This is a genomic window from Sphingobium agrisoli, assembly GCF_041877245.1.
Taxonomy (GTDB): domain Bacteria; phylum Pseudomonadota; class Alphaproteobacteria; order Sphingomonadales; family Sphingomonadaceae; genus Sphingobium.
The window spans coordinates 120,083-136,460 of sequence record NZ_JBHDJI010000005.1 but is presented as its reverse complement, the minus strand read 5'-3'; the positions used below and the strand labels follow the sequence as shown (position 1 = coordinate 136,460).

At 61.9% G+C, this 16,378-nt stretch carries 17 protein-coding genes and 2 pseudogenes; 8 read left to right on the top strand and 11 right to left on the bottom strand.

Going from position 1 to position 16,378, the window contains the following annotated elements:
- The 4 genes and pseudogenes from ACETPF_RS10545 to ACETPF_RS10530 all read right to left on the bottom strand — a co-directional run.
- The gene (locus tag ACETPF_RS10545) at nt 1-855 is read right to left on the bottom strand and encodes a TauD/TfdA dioxygenase family protein (RefSeq protein ID WP_373934428.1); all 855 of its coding nucleotides are present in this window, start codon (nt 853-855) and stop codon (nt 1-3) included.
- Nucleotides 856-894: 39 nt separating this feature from the next.
- Nucleotides 895-2,073: a thiolase family protein gene (locus ACETPF_RS10540; protein ID WP_373934427.1), complete on the bottom strand. Its 1,179-nt coding sequence runs from the start codon at nt 2,071-2,073 to the stop codon at nt 895-897.
- Nucleotides 2,070-2,315 (bottom strand): Zn-ribbon domain-containing OB-fold protein, encoded by a 246-nt coding sequence (locus tag ACETPF_RS10535; protein ID WP_373934541.1) that lies wholly within the window; start codon nt 2,313-2,315, stop codon nt 2,070-2,072. The genes ACETPF_RS10540 and ACETPF_RS10535 overlap by 4 nt, the downstream gene beginning before the upstream one ends.
- 27 nt (nt 2,316-2,342) lie before the next feature.
- A pseudogene (locus ACETPF_RS10530) lies at nt 2,343-2,471 on the bottom strand (zinc ribbon domain-containing protein); the annotation flags it as partial.
- Between the two features lie 294 nt (nt 2,472-2,765).
- Between ACETPF_RS10530 and ACETPF_RS10525 the strand changes: the two are divergent.
- The 6 genes from ACETPF_RS10525 to ACETPF_RS10500 all read left to right on the top strand — a co-directional run bounded on the left by ACETPF_RS10525 (nt 2,766) and on the right by ACETPF_RS10500 (nt 8,544).
- Nucleotides 2,766-4,304 (top strand): aldehyde dehydrogenase family protein, encoded by a 1,539-nt coding sequence (locus tag ACETPF_RS10525; protein ID WP_373934426.1) that lies wholly within the window; start codon nt 2,766-2,768, stop codon nt 4,302-4,304.
- A gap of 18 nt (nt 4,305-4,322) precedes the next feature.
- Nucleotides 4,323-5,234, top strand: coding sequence for an alpha/beta fold hydrolase (locus tag ACETPF_RS10520; protein WP_373934425.1), 912 nt, complete (start codon nt 4,323-4,325; stop codon nt 5,232-5,234).
- Complete coding sequence (locus tag ACETPF_RS10515) at nt 5,231-5,425, top strand: ferredoxin (protein WP_373934424.1); 195 nt, start codon at nt 5,231-5,233, stop codon at nt 5,423-5,425. Before ACETPF_RS10520 ends, ACETPF_RS10515 begins: the two co-directional genes overlap by 4 nt.
- A 20-nt stretch (nt 5,426-5,445) precedes the next feature.
- On the top strand, nt 5,446-5,907 hold the full coding sequence (locus ACETPF_RS10510; RefSeq protein WP_373934423.1) for a VOC family protein: 462 nt from the start codon (nt 5,446-5,448) through the stop codon (nt 5,905-5,907).
- Nucleotides 5,908-5,957: 50 nt separating this feature from the next.
- Nucleotides 5,958-6,749 (top strand): enoyl-CoA hydratase/isomerase family protein, encoded by a 792-nt coding sequence (locus tag ACETPF_RS10505; protein WP_373934422.1) that lies wholly within the window; start codon nt 5,958-5,960, stop codon nt 6,747-6,749.
- Nucleotides 6,750-6,867: 118 nt separating this feature from the next.
- Nucleotides 6,868-8,544, top strand: a complete 1,677-nt coding sequence (locus ACETPF_RS10500; protein WP_373934421.1) for an MFS transporter — start codon at nt 6,868-6,870, stop codon at nt 8,542-8,544.
- 9 nt (nt 8,545-8,553) lie between these two features.
- Here the strand turns inward: ACETPF_RS10500 and ACETPF_RS10495 are convergent, their stop codons facing one another.
- The 3 genes from ACETPF_RS10495 to ACETPF_RS10485 form a co-directional block, all read right to left on the bottom strand.
- Entirely contained in the window at nt 8,554-9,876 is a 1,323-nt protein-coding gene (locus ACETPF_RS10495; RefSeq protein WP_373934420.1) for an acyl-CoA dehydrogenase family protein, read from the bottom strand.
- Nucleotides 9,877-9,916: 40 nt separating this feature from the next.
- Complete coding sequence (locus tag ACETPF_RS10490; protein ID WP_373934419.1) at nt 9,917-10,243, bottom strand: CoA transferase; 327 nt, start codon at nt 10,241-10,243, stop codon at nt 9,917-9,919.
- Nucleotides 10,244-10,486: 243 nt separating this feature from the next.
- Nucleotides 10,487-11,116 (bottom strand): TetR/AcrR family transcriptional regulator, encoded by a 630-nt coding sequence (locus tag ACETPF_RS10485; protein ID WP_373934418.1) that lies wholly within the window; start codon nt 11,114-11,116, stop codon nt 10,487-10,489.
- Nucleotides 11,117-11,159: 43 nt separating this feature from the next.
- Between ACETPF_RS10485 and ACETPF_RS10480 the strand changes: the two genes are divergently transcribed.
- Complete coding sequence (locus ACETPF_RS10480) at nt 11,160-12,242, top strand: phosphotransferase family protein (protein ID WP_373934417.1); 1,083 nt, start codon at nt 11,160-11,162, stop codon at nt 12,240-12,242.
- 88 nt (nt 12,243-12,330) lie between these two features.
- Here ACETPF_RS10480 and ACETPF_RS10475 read toward each other — a convergent pair whose 3' ends face one another.
- Nucleotides 12,331-12,795: a MarR family winged helix-turn-helix transcriptional regulator gene (locus tag ACETPF_RS10475; RefSeq protein ID WP_373934540.1), complete on the bottom strand. Its 465-nt coding sequence runs from the start codon at nt 12,793-12,795 to the stop codon at nt 12,331-12,333.
- 33 nt (nt 12,796-12,828) lie between these two features.
- On the opposite strand from ACETPF_RS10475, the pseudogene ACETPF_RS10470 reads away from it, so the two are divergent.
- Nucleotides 12,829-13,044: pseudogene (locus ACETPF_RS10470) on the top strand (ATP-binding protein); the annotation flags it as partial.
- A 114-nt stretch (nt 13,045-13,158) separates the two neighbouring features.
- On the opposite strand, the gene ACETPF_RS10465 reads toward ACETPF_RS10470, so the two are convergent.
- The 3 genes from ACETPF_RS10465 to ACETPF_RS10455 are packed head-to-tail and all read right to left on the bottom strand — an operon-like array spanning nt 13,159 to nt 16,353.
- On the bottom strand, nt 13,159-13,788 hold the full coding sequence (locus ACETPF_RS10465; RefSeq protein ID WP_373934416.1) for a hypothetical protein: 630 nt from the start codon (nt 13,786-13,788) through the stop codon (nt 13,159-13,161).
- A complete protein-coding gene (locus ACETPF_RS10460; protein WP_373934415.1) occupies nt 13,785-15,863 on the bottom strand; it encodes a S8 family peptidase in 2,079 nt (692 codons plus the stop codon). The genes ACETPF_RS10465 and ACETPF_RS10460 overlap by 4 nt, the downstream gene beginning before the upstream one ends.
- A complete protein-coding gene (locus tag ACETPF_RS10455) occupies nt 15,823-16,353 on the bottom strand; it encodes a hypothetical protein (protein ID WP_373934414.1) in 531 nt (176 codons plus the stop codon). The genes ACETPF_RS10460 and ACETPF_RS10455 overlap by 41 nt, the downstream gene beginning before the upstream one ends.
- Between the last annotated feature and the right edge of the window lie 25 nt (nt 16,354-16,378).

The window sequence follows — 16,378 nt, the reverse complement described above, 5'->3', positions numbered from 1 at the left end:
TTAAGCCTCCGCCAAATCGGCCATCTGGGGAATGTCGCGGGTACTGATGCGATAGATCAGCCGCCGTTCGCCGTCCTTGTCGCTGTAGTTGGTGGGCGTTGCCGAATGCAGCACTGCAAAATTGTCCCAGATCAGCAGGCCGCGCGTCCGCGCCGCGCCTTCTGCCTGAAAGCGGTGACTGGTTGCATGCCGCTTCACTTCCCTCAGCAGATCGATGGCCTCGTCCTCGGCCATGCCAACGATGCCGGCGGCTGAGCCAGCCGGTGCATAAAGCAGCATCTCGCCCGTTACGGGGTGCTGCCGGACCAAGGGATGATGGACCTGCGGCAATGAGGGCACGTTCGCCCGACCGCGATACTCACCATCCGCCATGAGCCGCTTGTCGCCTTTTCCATGCACGACGATCAGTCCCTCAAGCCGAGCTTTCATCGCATCGTCGAGTGCATCGTAAGCCGCGACCATGTCGCAAAACAGCGTTTCATTGCCGCTGGCTGGTGCCTCTACTGCATATAGCGTCGTGATGCTTGCCGGCGGATTCTCGTAGGACCCGTCCGAGTGCCAATGCAGAGCGAAGTCGCGGTTTTCCGCTATCGTGTCGGGACTGTTGGAGATGACGATCAATTCAGGCGTCCCGCCATCACGTTGGGCAGGATCGAAGAACACGATCGGACGCCCCAAGCGCCGGGCAAAGGCGAGATAGCTTTCGGTATCGAGCTCCTGGTCGGGAATCATCAGAAAGCGATGACGATAGAGCGACCGTAGGATGGTGGCGATGTCCCCGGCGGTCAGGCCATCCGAAATGTTGATACCGCTGAGGACGGCGCCAAATCCCCGCTTCATCGCCTCGCATTGCATGTCCGCCTTCCTTTCCTTGTTCCGCCAGATGTGCCTGGGTCAGTCGCGCGTCAGCAGCAGCGCTCCGCCTGGAGCCCCTCCACCTGTGGTGACGACCGCCACTTGCGCGTCGCGGACCTGACGGGCGCCGCCTTCGCCGCGAAGCTGGACGCAGGCTTCGTGCAGGAAGCCAAACCCCTGCAGACGTCCGGCGGAAAGCTGTCCGCCATGGGTATTGAGCGGGAGTTCGCCATCGAGTGCGATTCGCTTCCCGCCTTCCACGAAGGCGCCACCTTCACCGATCGCGCAGAACCCGAGCAATTCAAGCCAACTTAGACAATTGAACGTGAATCCGTCGTACAACTCCGCGACGTCGACATCGGCAGGTTTGAGGTCGGTACGCTGCCACATCGACTGTGCTGCGCCTCGGGCGAGCGGCATCTGGTCAAGGACGCCGTTGTCCCAGCTCACGCGTTCGACCAACTGCGTTCCGCATGCCTCGATCCGTACGGACTGACCGCGGGTGTCTCGAGCCGCTGCAGCTTCGGAGACGATTACCGCGGTAGCGCCGTCGCAGGGCACGTCACAATCGTAGAGGCCAAGCGGTGTCGAGATCATCCGCGCCGACAGGTAATCGTCCATGGAAATCGGATCGCGATAGATTGCGGCGGGATTGTGCGCTGCATTGGCCCGCGCATTTATCGCGATGGCTCCGAGTTGTTCGCGGGTCGTGCCGTACCGGTGCATGTGCAGATTGGCATAGGGCGCGATCCAATTCGCGGCGGAGAAGGCGCCGAATGGAATCATCCACTGGAAGTCACCGGCGATTTCCGGTGAGGGCGAGCTGTGCGGGTTCGTGGTCTGCCGCTGCTGCGCCGAGGATTCCCAGGTGCAGCGCCAGACGATCACGTGTCGCGCCAGCCCGGCGGCAACAGCCATGGCCGCTTCGACCAGCGCCCCGGTATGACCGGCAAATTCGTGCCCAGAATTGAACCAGCGGGGGTGGACCTGCAGCACCCGCTCGACATCTGCGATGCCGCCACCCGAATAGCCATCGCGCGTCAGCGGTCCAGGGTGGCAGGACAGTCCATCTATGTCGGATCGTTCCAGACCGGCATCAGCCATTGCCGCCAGACAGGCATCCACCGCCAGGCCGATCGGACTGGCGCCCAACCGGCGACCGATCTGCGACTGGCCGATCCCGGTGATCCGCACCTTGCTTTCAAACTTGTCGATCATGGCCGCACAGGCGCAAACAAGGGGAGGTAGGCCGGGCCCTGCTGCTCGAACAGGACCTGCACAGGCATGCCGAAGGTGACCTCGGACGGGTCACAGCCAATGAGGCGAGACGTGAGCCGGACATAGCGAGCCTCGTCGATCTCGACGATGGCAATGACATATGGCGGCGGGAATTCGGGATGCCATTGATGCTGGTTGACCGTGTACGTAGACACCGTCCCGCGCCCCGAGACAGTGGTCACGGATAACCCGTCGCACAGACACTCCGGGCACCGGGGCTGGGGCGGATGAACATATGTCCGACACGCGTCACACCGCTGGAAGCGCAGCTTTCCGTCCAGCCCCGCCGTCCAGAAGAACTCAGTTTCCGGAGTGATCGCCGGATAAGGTTTGGGCACTGACTACCTCTCTTTCCGGCAGACCCGGAGGTTGTCTGGCTCATGCCAGCCTCTTTTTAGGCGTTTCCCGAGCACATGAAGGCCAGGGTTGACGTGACGGAAGTATTACTGACAAAACCGTCAAGTCCAGCGATTCTTTGAGTTATCGCGCATATCGCGACGAAGGCTCTGGTTTGTTGGCCTCGGGCGTTCGCCAGCATGAGCAGTCGTTGCAGACTTGACAGGGTGTCACAAATGGCCTTGAGCAAGATCAAGCGTGAAAGTCAGCCTCGCATGTCAAGCCCGTGAATCGGATTGAGCGGGAGCTTTGGCGAAGAAGGGTGCAAGCGCAAGACCGCACAGCGGCACAAGGATGAGGAAGCCATGATCACGGACTGTCAGTCGCTCTACATCAGCGGCGAATGGGTAAAATGCGAAAACTTCGAGGCTGTCATCAATCCGGCTGACGAGTCTGTCCTGGGGCACGCTCCTGTTGGCAATACCGCCCATGTCGAAGCTGCAATTGCCGCCGCCCACGATGCCTTTCATCGCGGACCCTGGCCCCGGATGTCGCCAGTGGAACGGCAGGCGCGCCTCACGGCATTTCTTGACGCCATCGAACGTCGGACGGGCGAGATTGTCGATCTGATTGTGGCCGAAGCTGGCGCCAACGTGGGGCTGGCGCAATATCTACAGTTCGGCATTCCGATGAAACATGCGCGAACAACCGTGGAGATCATGCTGCGACCGGCACAGACCAGCCTGCCGATCGACCTCACTCCCGCCGCAGATGGCACCACGGTGCTCGGTGCCAACGTGCTGTCGCGCGAGCCGGTCGGTGTGGTGGCTGCGATCACGCCATACAATTATCCCTTCTTCCTCAATCTGGGCAAAGTCATTCCTGCACTTGCAGTGGGATGCACCGTTGTCTTGAAGCCCTCGCCCTACACTCCGTTCGAGGCGCTGCTGTTCGGCGAAATCGCCGAGGAAGTCGGCCTTCCGCGCGGCGTGCTGAACGTTATTACCGGTGGCGCGGACGTCGGCTCGGCGCTCACAACGGACCCGCGCGTCGATCTCGTAACCTTTACCGGATCGGACGTGGTTGGCGCGGCAATCCAGGCGCAGACCGCCCCGACGCTCAAGCGCGTACTGCTGGAGCTCGGCGGCAAATCGGCCCTTGTCGTGCGCAGCGATGCCGACCTCATGAAAGCAGCAGCAGCCGGGGTCATGGGCTTCACCATGCATTGCGGGCAGGGCTGCGCACTAACCACCCGCCATCTGGTCCACAATTCGGTAAAGGCCGATTACATCGCGGCCGTCGGGCAGATCATCGGCGGGATGAAGATCGGCAACCCGGCAGACCCCTCGGTGGCGGTCGGCCCGCTGATCCGCGAAGCGGCGCGTGAACGCAGCGAACGCTACGTCGAGATCGCAAGGTCCGAAGGCGCATCCTTGGTCATGGGCGGGCAACGCCCCACCCATCTCGATAGGGGTTTCTTCTTCGAACCCACGTTGTTCGACAATGTCGACAACAGCTTTCGCATCGCCCGGGAAGAAGTGTTCGGCCCGATTGCGGTGGTGATCGGGTTCGACAGCGACGAGGAGGCGGTTGAACTCGCCAACGACAGCGACTTCGGACTGGGCGGCGCCATTTACTCGCGCGATGCCGGCAAGGCTTACGAAATGGCACTAGCCATCCGTACGGGCGGGGTTTCCATCAACGGCGGTTCGGGCACCATGTCGAGCCACGCTCCGTTTGGTGGCATCAAACGCTCGGGATACGGTCGCGAATACGGCATCGAAGGGTTGAACGAATTCACTTACATGAAATCGATCAGTTTCAACGCCGGATGACCGCAATGGTGTGCGGCCATGGATAAGGTGCTTCCGTCGGGCTCGGAACCCGCTGCAAACAGGAGCGGGCTGCAGGCGTGGCTTGATCAGGCCTGGAGGCAGGAGGCCGAAGTCAGGAATGTTGACGTCGAGGGTGCTCAAGTCAGCTATCGCGCCTGGGGCCTTGATCAGACGGACAAGCCGGGCCTGATCCTGGTCCACGGCGCGCTCGCGCATGCGCGTTGGTGGGACCATATCGCGCCCAGCTTCGCCGCCCGCTTTCGCGTGGTGGCGCTGGACTTCACGGGTATGGGTGACAGCGCCAGGCGGCCGACCTATTCCCGCCCGCAGTATGCGCGCGAATTGGCTGGCGTGGCGCGCCATGCCGGTCTTCGGAACGTCGTGCTGGTCGCGCACAGTTTCGGCGCAACGCCTGCACTCTACGCAGCTTTGCACTTTCCCGACCTGTTCGAGCGGGTGATTGCGATCGATGCGCGGGTGTTTCGCGAGCATACCGGCAAGCATCTGCCCGGCCGCCAGAAACGGATCTACCCCACGCACGAGGAGGCGGTTTCCCGCTATCGGCTGATTCCGCCGAGTGCGGGGCTGGATCCCGATATTCTTGCCTATGTCGCATCGCACTCGGTAGCGCGCAGTTCGGACGGATGGAGATGGAAATTCGATCCCGAAACGATCGACCCGGTGGACCGTTGGGGCATGGTTGACGAAATGCGCTTCAAGCCCCTGGCGGTTGACCTCATCTACGGCGGCGAGAGCAGCTTCATGACTGCCGAGAACATCGCCAACTTCCTGCATCACATGCCGGACTGCGGTGCGCCGGTGGAGATTCCCCTCGCGAACCATCACATCATGCTGGAACAGCCGGCCGCACTGATTGCCTCGATCAATGGCTTGCTGGCGAGGCCACATCAGAAAAGGATATCGCAATGAGAATCCGGATCGTTCCTGGCCGCTGCACGGGTCATGCACGCTGTGCTGCAGTGGCTCCCCAAATCTACAAACTCGATGACGATGGTTACATCGCCATGCAAGAGACGCAAGTCGATGCGGTAGACCAAGCCCTGGCCCAACGCGGTGCCCGGGCTTGTCCGGAGCGGGCAATCGAAATCATCGAAGACTGACGAAGCGGAGCGGTTGACAAATGCCCCGGCTGGAACACTGGAACCTGCGCACCTTCGATCTCGACGGAACAATCGCGTTTTACGAAGACGTGGTGGGTTTGCGGTCCGGTCCCTTTCCCGGCAAGCCCGGGGCCGGTGCATGGCTTTATGATGAAACAGACATTCCCGTTGTCCACGTCGTCCGGCTCGACTGCAGTCAGCGCGAAAGGGAGATAGCGCGCATCTCCGCTCGGCTAGGCGATCTCGGCCCACCGGTCGACCTCGATCGGCGCGGCTCCGGTGTGATCGATCATGTCGCGTTTGCTTGCAATGGTCTTCCCGCTACGCGCAGCAGGCTTGCCGACCGCGGTGTTCCATTCCGCGAGGTTAGCTTTCCCCGCCTCGGCCTGACCCAGATACTTGTTTGCGACCCCAACGGAGTTGTGCTCGAACTCAATTTCCGCGAAACCGCGCCAGAAGCCGCCAATGGTGCTGACGTCTGAGCCGCCAAGGCTCGCAGCCGATCCGTCCTATTTTCCCCAGCAGGATGCCCATGAAGACCTACGAAGCCTCGCAGTTCGAGACGATCCGCTACGAAAAAGGTGAAGATCGTGTCCTCACGCTAACCCTTGACCGTCCCCAGCGGATGAACAGCTTCAATCAGCGCATGCTGGATGAAATGCGCTCGGCCTGGCATCTGTTCCAGCAAGATCCGGATCTCAGGAGCGCGGTCGTTGCAGCAGAAGGCGACCGAGCATTCAGCACTGGCGTCGACGTGATCGATTCGATCGACGAATACCCGGACATGCCTTTCGACGAGCGTGATCCTGGCGAGTCACTGGGTCCGAAACAGAACCTCGTCTGGAAGCCGGTACTCGCGGCAGTCCACGGCCTCTGCGCCGGGGGTGCGTTCTACATCCTGAACGAGTGCGACATCATCATCTGCTCCGACGACGCGCAGTTTTTCGACCCTCACGTCAGTTTCGGCCTGGTCTCGGCATGTGAGCCTATCGGCGCTTTGCACCGGATGCCATATGGCGACATCATTCGCATGGTGCTGATGGGTAACGATGAACGAATTTCCGCCGAAACCGCACTGCGCATCGGACTGGTGTCTCAGGTGACGCCCCGTGAAGAGCTTCTGCCCACCGCCCGGGCGTTGGCTGCAAAGATCGCGGAGAAACCGACGGTGGCAACCCAGGGAACTGTCCGGGCCCTGTGGGAAGCTCTCGACATGCCCTACCTGGCAGCGGTGCGGAACTCTTACAAGTACACCCAGATCGGCAATCGCCTGTCGCGGCTGGACCGTTCGGAAGTTGTCAAATCGCCATTCACGCTGCGGTGATGCACTTAGATCCTGTTTAGACCGATAGTCTTCGTTGACGTCGTCTGGATAAACCTGCTGGACCTTTGCCCGCACTTGCTGAACAGCGCACAATGCTTGGCGAATGGAAGTTGACCCAATGAACGAAAGCATAGCGTCGGAGGAGCGGGCGCCAGGTTTCCTTGCGCCCCTGCAGGTGCCACTGTTCCGGCGAATCTGGGTTGCCAGCGTATTGTCGAACCTCGGCTACATGTTCCTTTCGGTGGGAACCGGCTGGGAGATGACCTCGCTTACCGCAGATGCGGGGATGGTCGCACTGGTGTTGACGGCCATGATGCTGCCGATGACCCTGCTGTCCATCCCCGCCGGCGCGATCGCAGACATGTACGATCGTCGGCGGATCGGCCTGTGTTCCCTAGCTCTGTCCATGGCTTCGGCAGCCGCACTGACGGTGTTCACGTCGCTTGGTCTGGCTTCCCCCTGGTTGTTGCTTGGATTCTGCACGCTGACCGGCGCCGGCATGACACTGTTTAATCCGGCATGGCAGGCTTCGGTCAGCGAACAGGTGCCGCGGCGGGTTCTGGGGCAGGCGGTCGCACTTAACTCGATCAGCTTCAACATCGCGCGCAGCTTCGGACCGGCGCTCGGCGGATTGGTGGTTGCAGTTGCCGGGGCCTCGGCGAGTTTCGCAGCTACAGTAATCTGTTACGTCCCGCTGTTCACTGTCATGCTGTTCTGGCGTCGGCCGCGCGTGCCTTCGCGTCTGCCGCCTGAACGGATCGATAGGGCGGTCAGCGCGGGAATTCGCTACGTCCTTCACTCTCCGCCAATTCGAATCGTGCTGGTCAGGACCTTTTGCTTTGGTTTCGGGGGAAGTTGCCTTTCGGCATTGATGCCGCTGGTTACCCGCGATCTCTTGCACGGCGGAGCGCAGGTTTTCGGCGTGATGCTGGGGGCTTATGGCTTGGGTGCCGTTGTAGGGGCGATCGGGCTGAACCGTTTGCGGCAGACCTGCACCGCCGAACAGGTGATCGCTCTGTCCACGATCACCCTTGCCGGATCAATCGTCGTTGTCGCAACCAGCACTTCGGCTGTCCTTACTGCCGCGAGCCTGCTCGTCGCCGGTGCGGGGTGGATGGTGGCTTTGGCACTGTGCAATGTTCACGTCCAGTCCTCGGCTCCGCGCTGGGTTTCCGGACGCCTGCTGGCGGCCTATCAGACCTCGGTCGCCGGAGGAGTGGCCCTCGGCAGCTGGGGCTGGGGGCGGGTCGTCGAGGCATTGTCGGTGGAGTACGGCCTGCTGCTCGCCGCACTCTACCTTGCCGTCAGCCTGCTGCTCGGGCGCCTGCTGCCCCTGCCATCGATCAGCAATGCGAGCCTTGATCCGGTCAAGCTGTCGGAGCCGGAAGTCAATCTCGACCTTACTGGGCGGTCAGGGCCGATTGTCGTGCAGATCGAATATGACGTGCCAGCAGAGCAGGCCCGCGACTTTTACCGCGTAATGCAGGCCTTGCGCTCGGTGCGTCAGCGCAACGGTGCATATGACTGGTCGATTGCTCGCGATATCGGGGACGCAGAGCTCTGGATCGAACGCTTTCAGTGCCCGACCTGGCACGACTATCTGCGCCAGCGCGATCGCAATACGCCCCATGAAGTGGAGATCCAGCGGTCGTCACGGTGCTACCTCAAGGCTGGATCCGACGTGCGCGTCCGGCGCTTGCTAGAGCGTCCGTTCGGTTCCGTGCGCTGGACCGACGATGCCCCGGAGGATCCGCTCTACACCAATGGTCTGAACGTCGCTTCCCGCGAGCCGTGATCCTTCAGCTCAACAGACGGACATCGGGCCGTTGAATGCGGCAGCGTCGACATCGTCGCGTTCGCCCCACATGGCCACAGCCCTCGCACGTTGATGGGGGATGAAATCTTCGGGGAACCGCCCCGTCGATCCTGGAATTTTTTTCAACACTGCCCGGCCGGCAAACATCTGGTGAATCTCGGTCGGGCCATCGGCCATGCCCATGGCCAACACGGAAGACCACATGCCCGCCAAGGGCGTCTGGTTCGAGACGCCCAGCGAGCCGAGCAGATGCATCGCCTTGAACACGATGTTATGCGAGACTTGGGCACAGGCCACCTTGCAAGCGGCAATCCAGGGCAGGGCTTCCTTTTCCATGTGGTTGTCCAACATCCAAGCGGTGCGCATCACCAGCAGTCGAAATTGCTCCAGTTCTATCCAGCATTGGCCTATATCGACCTGAACCAGTTGCTTGCGGGCGAGCATTTCGCCCTTGGTCACGCGGCTATTGGCCCGGGCAGCCATCATTTCGATCGCCCGGCGGCACATCCCAACCGTCCGCATGGCATGGTGAATGCGCCCGCCGCCAAGTCGCGCCTGCGCGACCATGAAACCGCCGCCACGGGGTCCCAGCAGGGCCTCCTTGGGAACGCGCACGTTGTCATAGCGCAGATGGGCATGAGTCCCTTCCGGGAAAGGTTCGCCGGGCAGGCCGGGGTTGGACAGGATCGTGAGCCCCGGCGTGTCATGCGGCACGATCAGGATCGACATGCGCTTGTAAAGTTCCGCCTCCGGATCGGTAACCACGACTGCGAGGAAAAATTCGGCAAATCGCGCATTGGACGAGAACCACTTTTCGCCATTTATGACCCAGGTATCGCCATCAAGTTCAGCCCGGCAGCGGAATTGGGTGGGGTCGGATCCGCCTTCCACCTCGGTCATGGAAAAACAGGAGACGATCTCGTTCTCGAGCAGCGGCCTTAGATACCGCTGTTTCTGTTCGTCCGTACCGAAGCGGGCAAGGATTTCGGAATTGCCGCTGTCTGGCGCCTGACAGCCGAACACGGTCGGACCCCAGACAGTGCCCCCAAGAATTTCGTTCAGGTGCAGCAGCTCGACCGCGTTCCATCCCGGTCCACCTAAATGAGGCGGAAGGTGCGCACCCCAGAGACCCTGTGCACGAACTTCCTGCTGAAGCGGGCGAACAATCCGCATGGCCTTCATATCCCGGGGATTCCACGGCGCGCCATGCTCCGGATACAGCGCATCGAGCGCGCGCACTTTTTCTGCCACAAATGTTTTGACCCATTCGAGCTTGGCGGCGAAATCGGGATTAAGCGTAAAGTCGATCATTGTCTCGTGCCGTCCCCAAGTGACTTGACTAGACAATTGTCTAATTTGGTCGCCCTTGTCCAGCAGGAATTGCGTTCACCCCGGGGCCTCGGGCCGCGACCGAGCGTGCATCGATCTCTAGTCGAGCCAGTGCAGGCGGTCGGCTGGCCTGGATCGCGGTATCGGCTTGATCGATCAGCGCCTGCAACAGCGCCAGATCCTCCTGATCATGAAAGTCGGACACGACCGATCGCTTTTGCCCATTCAGCACATCGAAGTATCTAGGATCGCCTGCGCGCGCGCCATCGAGGCGATGGCGGCCCTCGACTTTCACGACTTCGGCGCCGACTAGGGACATCAGCGCTCCTGCCAATGGGCCTGCCCACAAGACTGCCTCACGCTGAGTACGTCAGCGCCGGAGGATACACCAGTCCACCGCGGTCCGGGTGACGGTGCTCACCATCAATCCGGCGTGACGCCACGCGAAGGCCGGGTCGACGGCCGTCGGTCTCGGATAGGCTGCCATGTAGAGGGCATCGAGCAAGCCGCTGGTGTGTTGCTCCGCCAGGCCCGAGCCCCTGTTGCGCTCGAGAGCAAGGACATCAGGGTTTCATTTCCGCGCCGCCACGGTTTATCCCCGTGCAACGAACGCCGCGAGGCGCTGGCTGACAAGGGTGATCCCGGCATCGATCGCATGAACCCACCGTGACCGAGCGGCCATCAGGCAAACATGCTCGATCTGGATCACCATGAATTCCGCATCCACGCACCGATCCGGCGGGGCGCCGTCGGCCGAAGCGAATGCAGCGAACTTTTGTCCGAGTGCGGCCACCAGCCGTTGGCGCTGTCGATCGATCAGGTCCGACATTTCAGGATTCTGCGCCAAAGCCAAAGCATAAAGCCCCATTGACGGGCTTCGCGCGCGGTAGCGTTCGCTAACTTGCCTCAACCAAAGGGCGAAATCTTCTGCTGCGCAGGCCGTGCCCGAAAGCCCCTCAAACAACTGGACTTGGACGGCCCAGTCTTCCTCAAGGAGGCCCATCAGCAATTGCTCCTTGCTGGAGAAATGCAGGTAGACCGTCGCCCGACTGACGCCCGCGCGGCCTGCAATGTCGTCAAAGTTGGTCTTAGTGACGCCGTCGGTCAGGAAACAGGCTCGCGCCGCCCGCAGGAGGCTGCGCCGCGTGGCCTCCTTCTGAGATTGACGTGTCGAAGGGACCTCCGGAGCGCCATGCGACAGATCAGATTGATCAAACTTCATTAGACAGTTATCTACCCAATTTTTAACAAGGCGAGGCCAAAGCATGAATATGGCAAAAATGGGTTTTGGCAACATGCTCGACCTCGTCGACGTCCCCCGATTCGAAGCCTGGGCCGACCAGCATGTGCCACGGTTGGGGCATGGCCCTCTCGACCTCCGCTTCCTTACCGGTGGGTCGAGCAACGCAGTGTACAGCGTGAGCCGGGGTGGCGACACGGGCGTGCTGCGCCGTCCACCGCGCGTCCCCAGGCCGGACAGTGCCAAGATCCTTGGACGAGAGGCACGCGTGCTCCAAGCGCTTAACGGTACTGGTGTACCGGCCCCCGAGATGTGGGGTTGGTGCCCCGACAGTGATGTCATCGGCAGCCCGTTCTATGTAATGAGCTTTGTCGACGGCTGGACACCCAACGGGGACGCGCCCTTTCCGGAACCATTCGAAAGGGCCGGACCGGAGAGAGCCGGCATGGCCTTCGAACTGGTGCGCGGGATAGCAGATCTGGCCTGCGTGGATTACCACGCCGTCGGCCTTTCGGATTTTGGCAAGCCAGGCAATTTTCTCGCGCGTCAAGTTGATCGCTGGCGGGGTCAATTGGCGATGTACCATGATACCGAAGGCTATGCGGGGCGCCATCTCCCCGGCTACGACTATGTCGCTGACTGGCTCAGCGCCAACACTCCTGAAAGCCCGCGCATCGGCATCATCCACGGAGACTATGGCTTTCCCAACACATTGTTTTCGCGGACCACGCCCTGTCGACTCGCCGCAATGATCGACTGGGAACTTTCCACCATTGGTGATCCGCTACTGGATCTTGGTTGGACGATCCATTGTTTCGCTCCGCGCGATCCAGCTGGGGTTCCGCCACCAGCCAATCTGTTCGATCCTTCGTTCTATCCCTCGCGCGAAGATCTGGCAGAAGCTTATCACGAACAGACTGGGTTACCCATCGACCGCATCGACTACTACATGATCCTGGCACAGTTCAAGCTGGCGACTTTGCTGGAACGAAAGTATGCTGAGGCGCTCGTAGGTAGGGCCAGCCAAGCCTATGGCGAGTTCTTCGGCCAACTCACGCTCGATCTGCTGGTTTGCGCCGAACAGTTGGCGCGCCGGACGAACGTCTGATGAACGCAAGGCGGACATGGTCCGCGAGGCCCATTACGGCATCTAGCCATGGTCTTGCGCCATGTCGGACGGGCGGACGGGCCGCTTGCTATTTCGCAGCATTCTTGCGCAGGGCCTTGCCCAGCGCTGCGAGTTCCTTGTTCAAGCTCTCAAGACTTGCACGGTCCCTTCCGGTCGCTTTGAGCACGGCAGCGGGAACGCAACCGAGTGCTGTCTCTGCCAAGGCGGCGCCCGATGCGGTGAAGCTGAGGCGGACGACGCGCTCGTCCTGCTTGTCCCTCGTGCGCGTTACCAGGCCAGCCGCTTCCAGCCGCTTGATCAACGGGGTGAGGGTGTTCGATTCGAGGTGCAAGGTCTCGCCCAGTTCGCTCACCCTTTGACCGTCCTTGCTGCTTAGCGCCACAAGAGCCAGGTACTGTGGATACGTGATGCAATAAGGATCGAGTAGCGGCTTGTAGACGCGGTTGAAGGCAAGGCCCGTCGTATAGACGGAGAAGCACAGGAACTGGTCGAGGGGGTTGCCCGTGGGGGGAGAGGGGGCTGGCTGGGTCATGACCGTTATATAAATCGCACGACTTGATCGCAAGGTTTCACACTCCTCTTCCACCTGCTCAGCGAACTCTATGAGCGCACCAGCGTCATCATCACCACCAACCTGAGCTTCAGCGAATGGGCCGGGGTGCTCAGCGATGCCAAGATGACCACGGTGCTGCTCGATCGGCTCACCCATAATTGCCACATCCTCGAGACCGGAAACGACAGCTTCCGGTTCCGAGCCAGCTCGGCAGCGCCCAAAACCTGAAAGGAAAAATCGCCCGCTTGACCCAGTCCCCGCATCGCGGGACATAGTACCCACCCGGGTCAACTCTCGATGGAAATCCCGGGTCAAATCTCACCGGAAATCAACACATAGGCGCTACCACAGCCCTACGGCCTCGCGGCAACGGATGTATGCCGCATCCGTCTCAAGCCATCTCGCGCGCCGCTTCGGTCGCAGCGCTTGCTCGGCCCAACGACCATGAGACGGACGAGGTTGGAGGGCACCTCCTACGGTGAGGTAAGCCCGGTCACAGCCGCTGCCGACGTATTTCCGGTCGCGCTTCGATTGGATGGTGCGGAGGGTATCCTCATGCCGCCATTGGCTGGCGATGCTGCGCATCACCTGTGACAGGAAGGCCGAAAGCGGGACATCCGCCGGCCAAGGTCTCTGCCCGGAAAGGATGCGTGCGAGCGCTTCGTTCAGTAGGTCCCCGGCGTCACGACGCGGCAATCCGCTCACCCAGGTCTGCGCAAGCGCAGCCAGTCGCAGCAGGTCGGCCTGGCGAAGCCTGCCCAAAACCCGTCCGACCTCCTCTAGGGAGAGAGTTTCAACCGCATCGGCCATCGGGCTGCTCGCACCATCCTTTCGATGTCGTTGCGGAGCTCGACGGGAAAACGGGAAGGTCGCCCCCAAAAAATTATCGCGGGCGTTTGCGGAGTCGGTGCCGACGACGCGCGGGCGGCACCGCTCGAACCATATCGACGCCATGACGGCGGCCGCGATCATCCCTCTCCAGGCGCGGCACCTACCGCTATCTCGGCTGCGACCCGTGCCTCGATCGCAGCCGCAATCTCGGAATAAAGATCCACGTCCTGATCGGGCGCCGAAATCGAGATCGCCAACGTGTAGCGCGCCCGATCGCTAATCCGCCGCTGCCCGACATGCGATTTCCACCAGCCCCCGACGGGGAAAATCGCGATCTGGTCATGCGCGGCGAGATCGATGGCAGGACCGCGCCAAAGGTCGCAATGCAGCGACCCGGCCTGCATCGCTTGGGGGCCGAGCAGCCAATAATCCGCCTCGCCGTCATTCTCAGCGCGCTCGCCCGGCGCATTGCTCAACCGCCGCCGGAAGTCGGCCGCCGTTTCGGTGCGCTTCTTGATCGCGAACCGCAGCCCGAAAGAGCGATAGGTATCTGGCCGCGTCGCCGCCCGTCCCGTTAGATTGGGCTCGATGAAATAGGACAGCGTCACCTTCATCGCGACGGCCGCATTCTCCAGCGCCTCGAGTGCGGCACGCGGCCAGGGCAACGCGAAGAAATGGACCTCGTTGAACACCGCGCCGCGGCCGTCCGCGCCGAGCGCATAGGGTTGAATCTCGCTCTCCACGAGCAAGGTCACATCATTCGATGCCGATGCCAGCGCTCGCCCAAGGTCGGGAACGCCGTATCCCACCTCGCGGATGATTTGTTGCTTTTCACCCTTCGAGATCGTGCGCCAGCTGCGGCCGCGGCCAACGAGCTTCGACCGGATCGGCTGCGGCCATTCCGCCGAATGGACGGTCAGCGCTCGGTAGGTCTCGGGCCACCGCTCCGGTAGCCCAGCCTTCAACCGACCGATGAAGTTTCCGGCGACCCCAGTCGCGGCGCTCGTTGCCCAGAACGGCACCAGCGGCTGTGCGGCAACGTCCTTGCCCGACGTGAGCAACGACACGGCAGGATGCCAGCCACAAAAGCCACCCGCATCCACCATCATATTGCCCGCCTCGAATAGCACCTCGGGCTTGATCGGGGTCAAGTCCACCGGAAGCAGCTTCGATCCCCGGCTGAACGGGCTCTTCTCATTCGCCGCCACCAGCGGATTGAGTTCAGGATCGTCGGCCGAGGGCCCTATCTTGGCGGTGTATCCGCCGACCGAGAGCGCATTCCAGCTTTGTGATGGATCTTCGAGCGAATGATGTTGCTCGACATCCGCCTTCATGCCGCCCGCGATGTTGCCGGTCGCCACGAAAACCAGCCGCTTGGGATGGTCCTTGGCGGCAACCCCATCCAACCGCTCGCCGGGCATCGCGCCGGCACAGATCTGGTCGAGGGCACCGCTCCAGCTCGACGGCCCGTCCGGGTCGAAATGATCGGAAGACGTAGCGATGCAAAAGCTGCGCGGCACATTTGGCCGCTCCACCTCGGCCACCGCCACAGCCGATTGGGTGATGATGCCGTATCGAGCGGGCTCGTTCGGCGGGAACCCTGCCGGCGGCAAGAACTTCACCGACTCAGCCGCATGGCCGAGCTGGACGCGCCGGCCATCCGCCATCGGCGTCGCAAGATCGCCATGCAGCACGAGTCCCGCCATACCGGTGCCGTGACCGCCGCCACCGGCATGATCGTCCGTGCCCCAGGCATCGTTGACGGACCATGCACCCGCCAGTCCCGGGGCAACGAGGGGATGCCCGGCCGCAACGCCTCTATCGATGACGCAGACCACGGGCGCGCCATCCGCGGGCGGATCGACCCGCGCCGCATAGTCCTCGACCAGCGCCTGCTGCCCGAGGCCATTCTCGCCGAGATCGAGAAACGGCTCGATACTGCCCGCCGCCGGACGGATTTCGCTGATAGCGCCGTTCAGCCGATCCGCGATCCCCACAATCTCATTCTGGCTGCCATGCGCGAAGATGATCGCGGTGTCCGGAAAGGTGAGCCGCTCGGGATGGACGTCGAGGCCGGCGCGACGGACACCCTCGACAACGGCGTTCGCTATGAGATCGGCCCGCTGTGTGTCCGGCCGGCGAAGCCAAAGCTCCCACCACCCACGCTCATCCTGATCATCCGGTGCTGCTGTCAGAAGCGAGCGCCCCCAAAGCATCGCGGATCGTTTCGATGACCTCGAACTTGTCGACGTCCGGACGCGGCTGGTTGCCGAGATTCTCGGACCCATAAGCGCTGATCCGATTCTGCAGGAAGGCGCGCGCGTCGTCCGGCACGAACACCACTGCTGTTTCCGTGCGATTCTCGTTGCGCTCAGAACGTAGGACGACGATCTCCTGCCCGGGGAAGTCCAGCGGCGGCGTCTTGGTCGCCTTCGCCCGAGCGGTCGGCACCATCGTCTCGACCTCGACCAGCGTTCCACGCTTAAGCCCATCGACCGCGATACGTTGATCCTGATCGCGTCGGGGCAGTTCGCCAAGAGCGCGGGTCAGTTGCTCAAGCAACACCTCCGCGTGCTCGTGATGGTCCTCCCGCCGATCGCGCTGATCACGGCGCATGCGCGGGTAGACATACTGAGCGCTTTCTCGCCAGCGCGTGATCTCGATATGCGGGAGCCTGTGGCCCCCGTTTCCATCCCCGTTGGGCATTGCCCCCTCACTTCAGTCATTCGCG

What these genes read in the sequence shown, in the direction of transcription:
- ACETPF_RS10455 (WP_373934414.1), bottom strand. Translation starts at nt 16,353, where the DNA reads ATGCCCAACGGGGATGGAAACGGGGGCCACAGGCTCCCGCATATCGAG.
- ACETPF_RS10505 (WP_373934422.1), top strand. Translation starts at nt 5,958, where the DNA reads ATGAAGACCTACGAAGCCTCGCAGTTCGAGACGATCCGCTACGAAAAA.
- ACETPF_RS10540 (WP_373934427.1), bottom strand. Translation starts at nt 2,073, where the DNA reads ATGATCGACAAGTTTGAAAGCAAGGTGCGGATCACCGGGATCGGCCAG.
- ACETPF_RS10465 (WP_373934416.1), bottom strand. Translation starts at nt 13,788, where the DNA reads ATGATCGCGGCCGCCGTCATGGCGTCGATATGGTTCGAGCGGTGCCGC.
- ACETPF_RS10495 (WP_373934420.1), bottom strand. Translation starts at nt 9,876, where the DNA reads ATGATCGACTTTACGCTTAATCCCGATTTCGCCGCCAAGCTCGAATGG.
- ACETPF_RS10500 (WP_373934421.1), top strand. Translation starts at nt 6,868, where the DNA reads ATGAACGAAAGCATAGCGTCGGAGGAGCGGGCGCCAGGTTTCCTTGCG.
- ACETPF_RS10520 (WP_373934425.1), top strand. Translation starts at nt 4,323, where the DNA reads ATGGATAAGGTGCTTCCGTCGGGCTCGGAACCCGCTGCAAACAGGAGC.
- ACETPF_RS10475 (WP_373934540.1), bottom strand. Translation starts at nt 12,795, where the DNA reads ATGACCCAGCCAGCCCCCTCTCCCCCCACGGGCAACCCCCTCGACCAG.
- ACETPF_RS10510 (WP_373934423.1), top strand. Translation starts at nt 5,446, where the DNA reads ATGCCCCGGCTGGAACACTGGAACCTGCGCACCTTCGATCTCGACGGA.
- ACETPF_RS10515 (WP_373934424.1), top strand. Translation starts at nt 5,231, where the DNA reads ATGAGAATCCGGATCGTTCCTGGCCGCTGCACGGGTCATGCACGCTGT.
- ACETPF_RS10545 (WP_373934428.1), bottom strand. Translation starts at nt 855, where the DNA reads ATGCAATGCGAGGCGATGAAGCGGGGATTTGGCGCCGTCCTCAGCGGT.
- ACETPF_RS10485 (WP_373934418.1), bottom strand. Translation starts at nt 11,116, where the DNA reads ATGAAGTTTGATCAATCTGATCTGTCGCATGGCGCTCCGGAGGTCCCT.
- ACETPF_RS10460 (WP_373934415.1), bottom strand. Translation starts at nt 15,863, where the DNA reads ATGCTTTGGGGGCGCTCGCTTCTGACAGCAGCACCGGATGATCAGGAT.
- ACETPF_RS10480 (WP_373934417.1), top strand. Translation starts at nt 11,160, where the DNA reads ATGAATATGGCAAAAATGGGTTTTGGCAACATGCTCGACCTCGTCGAC.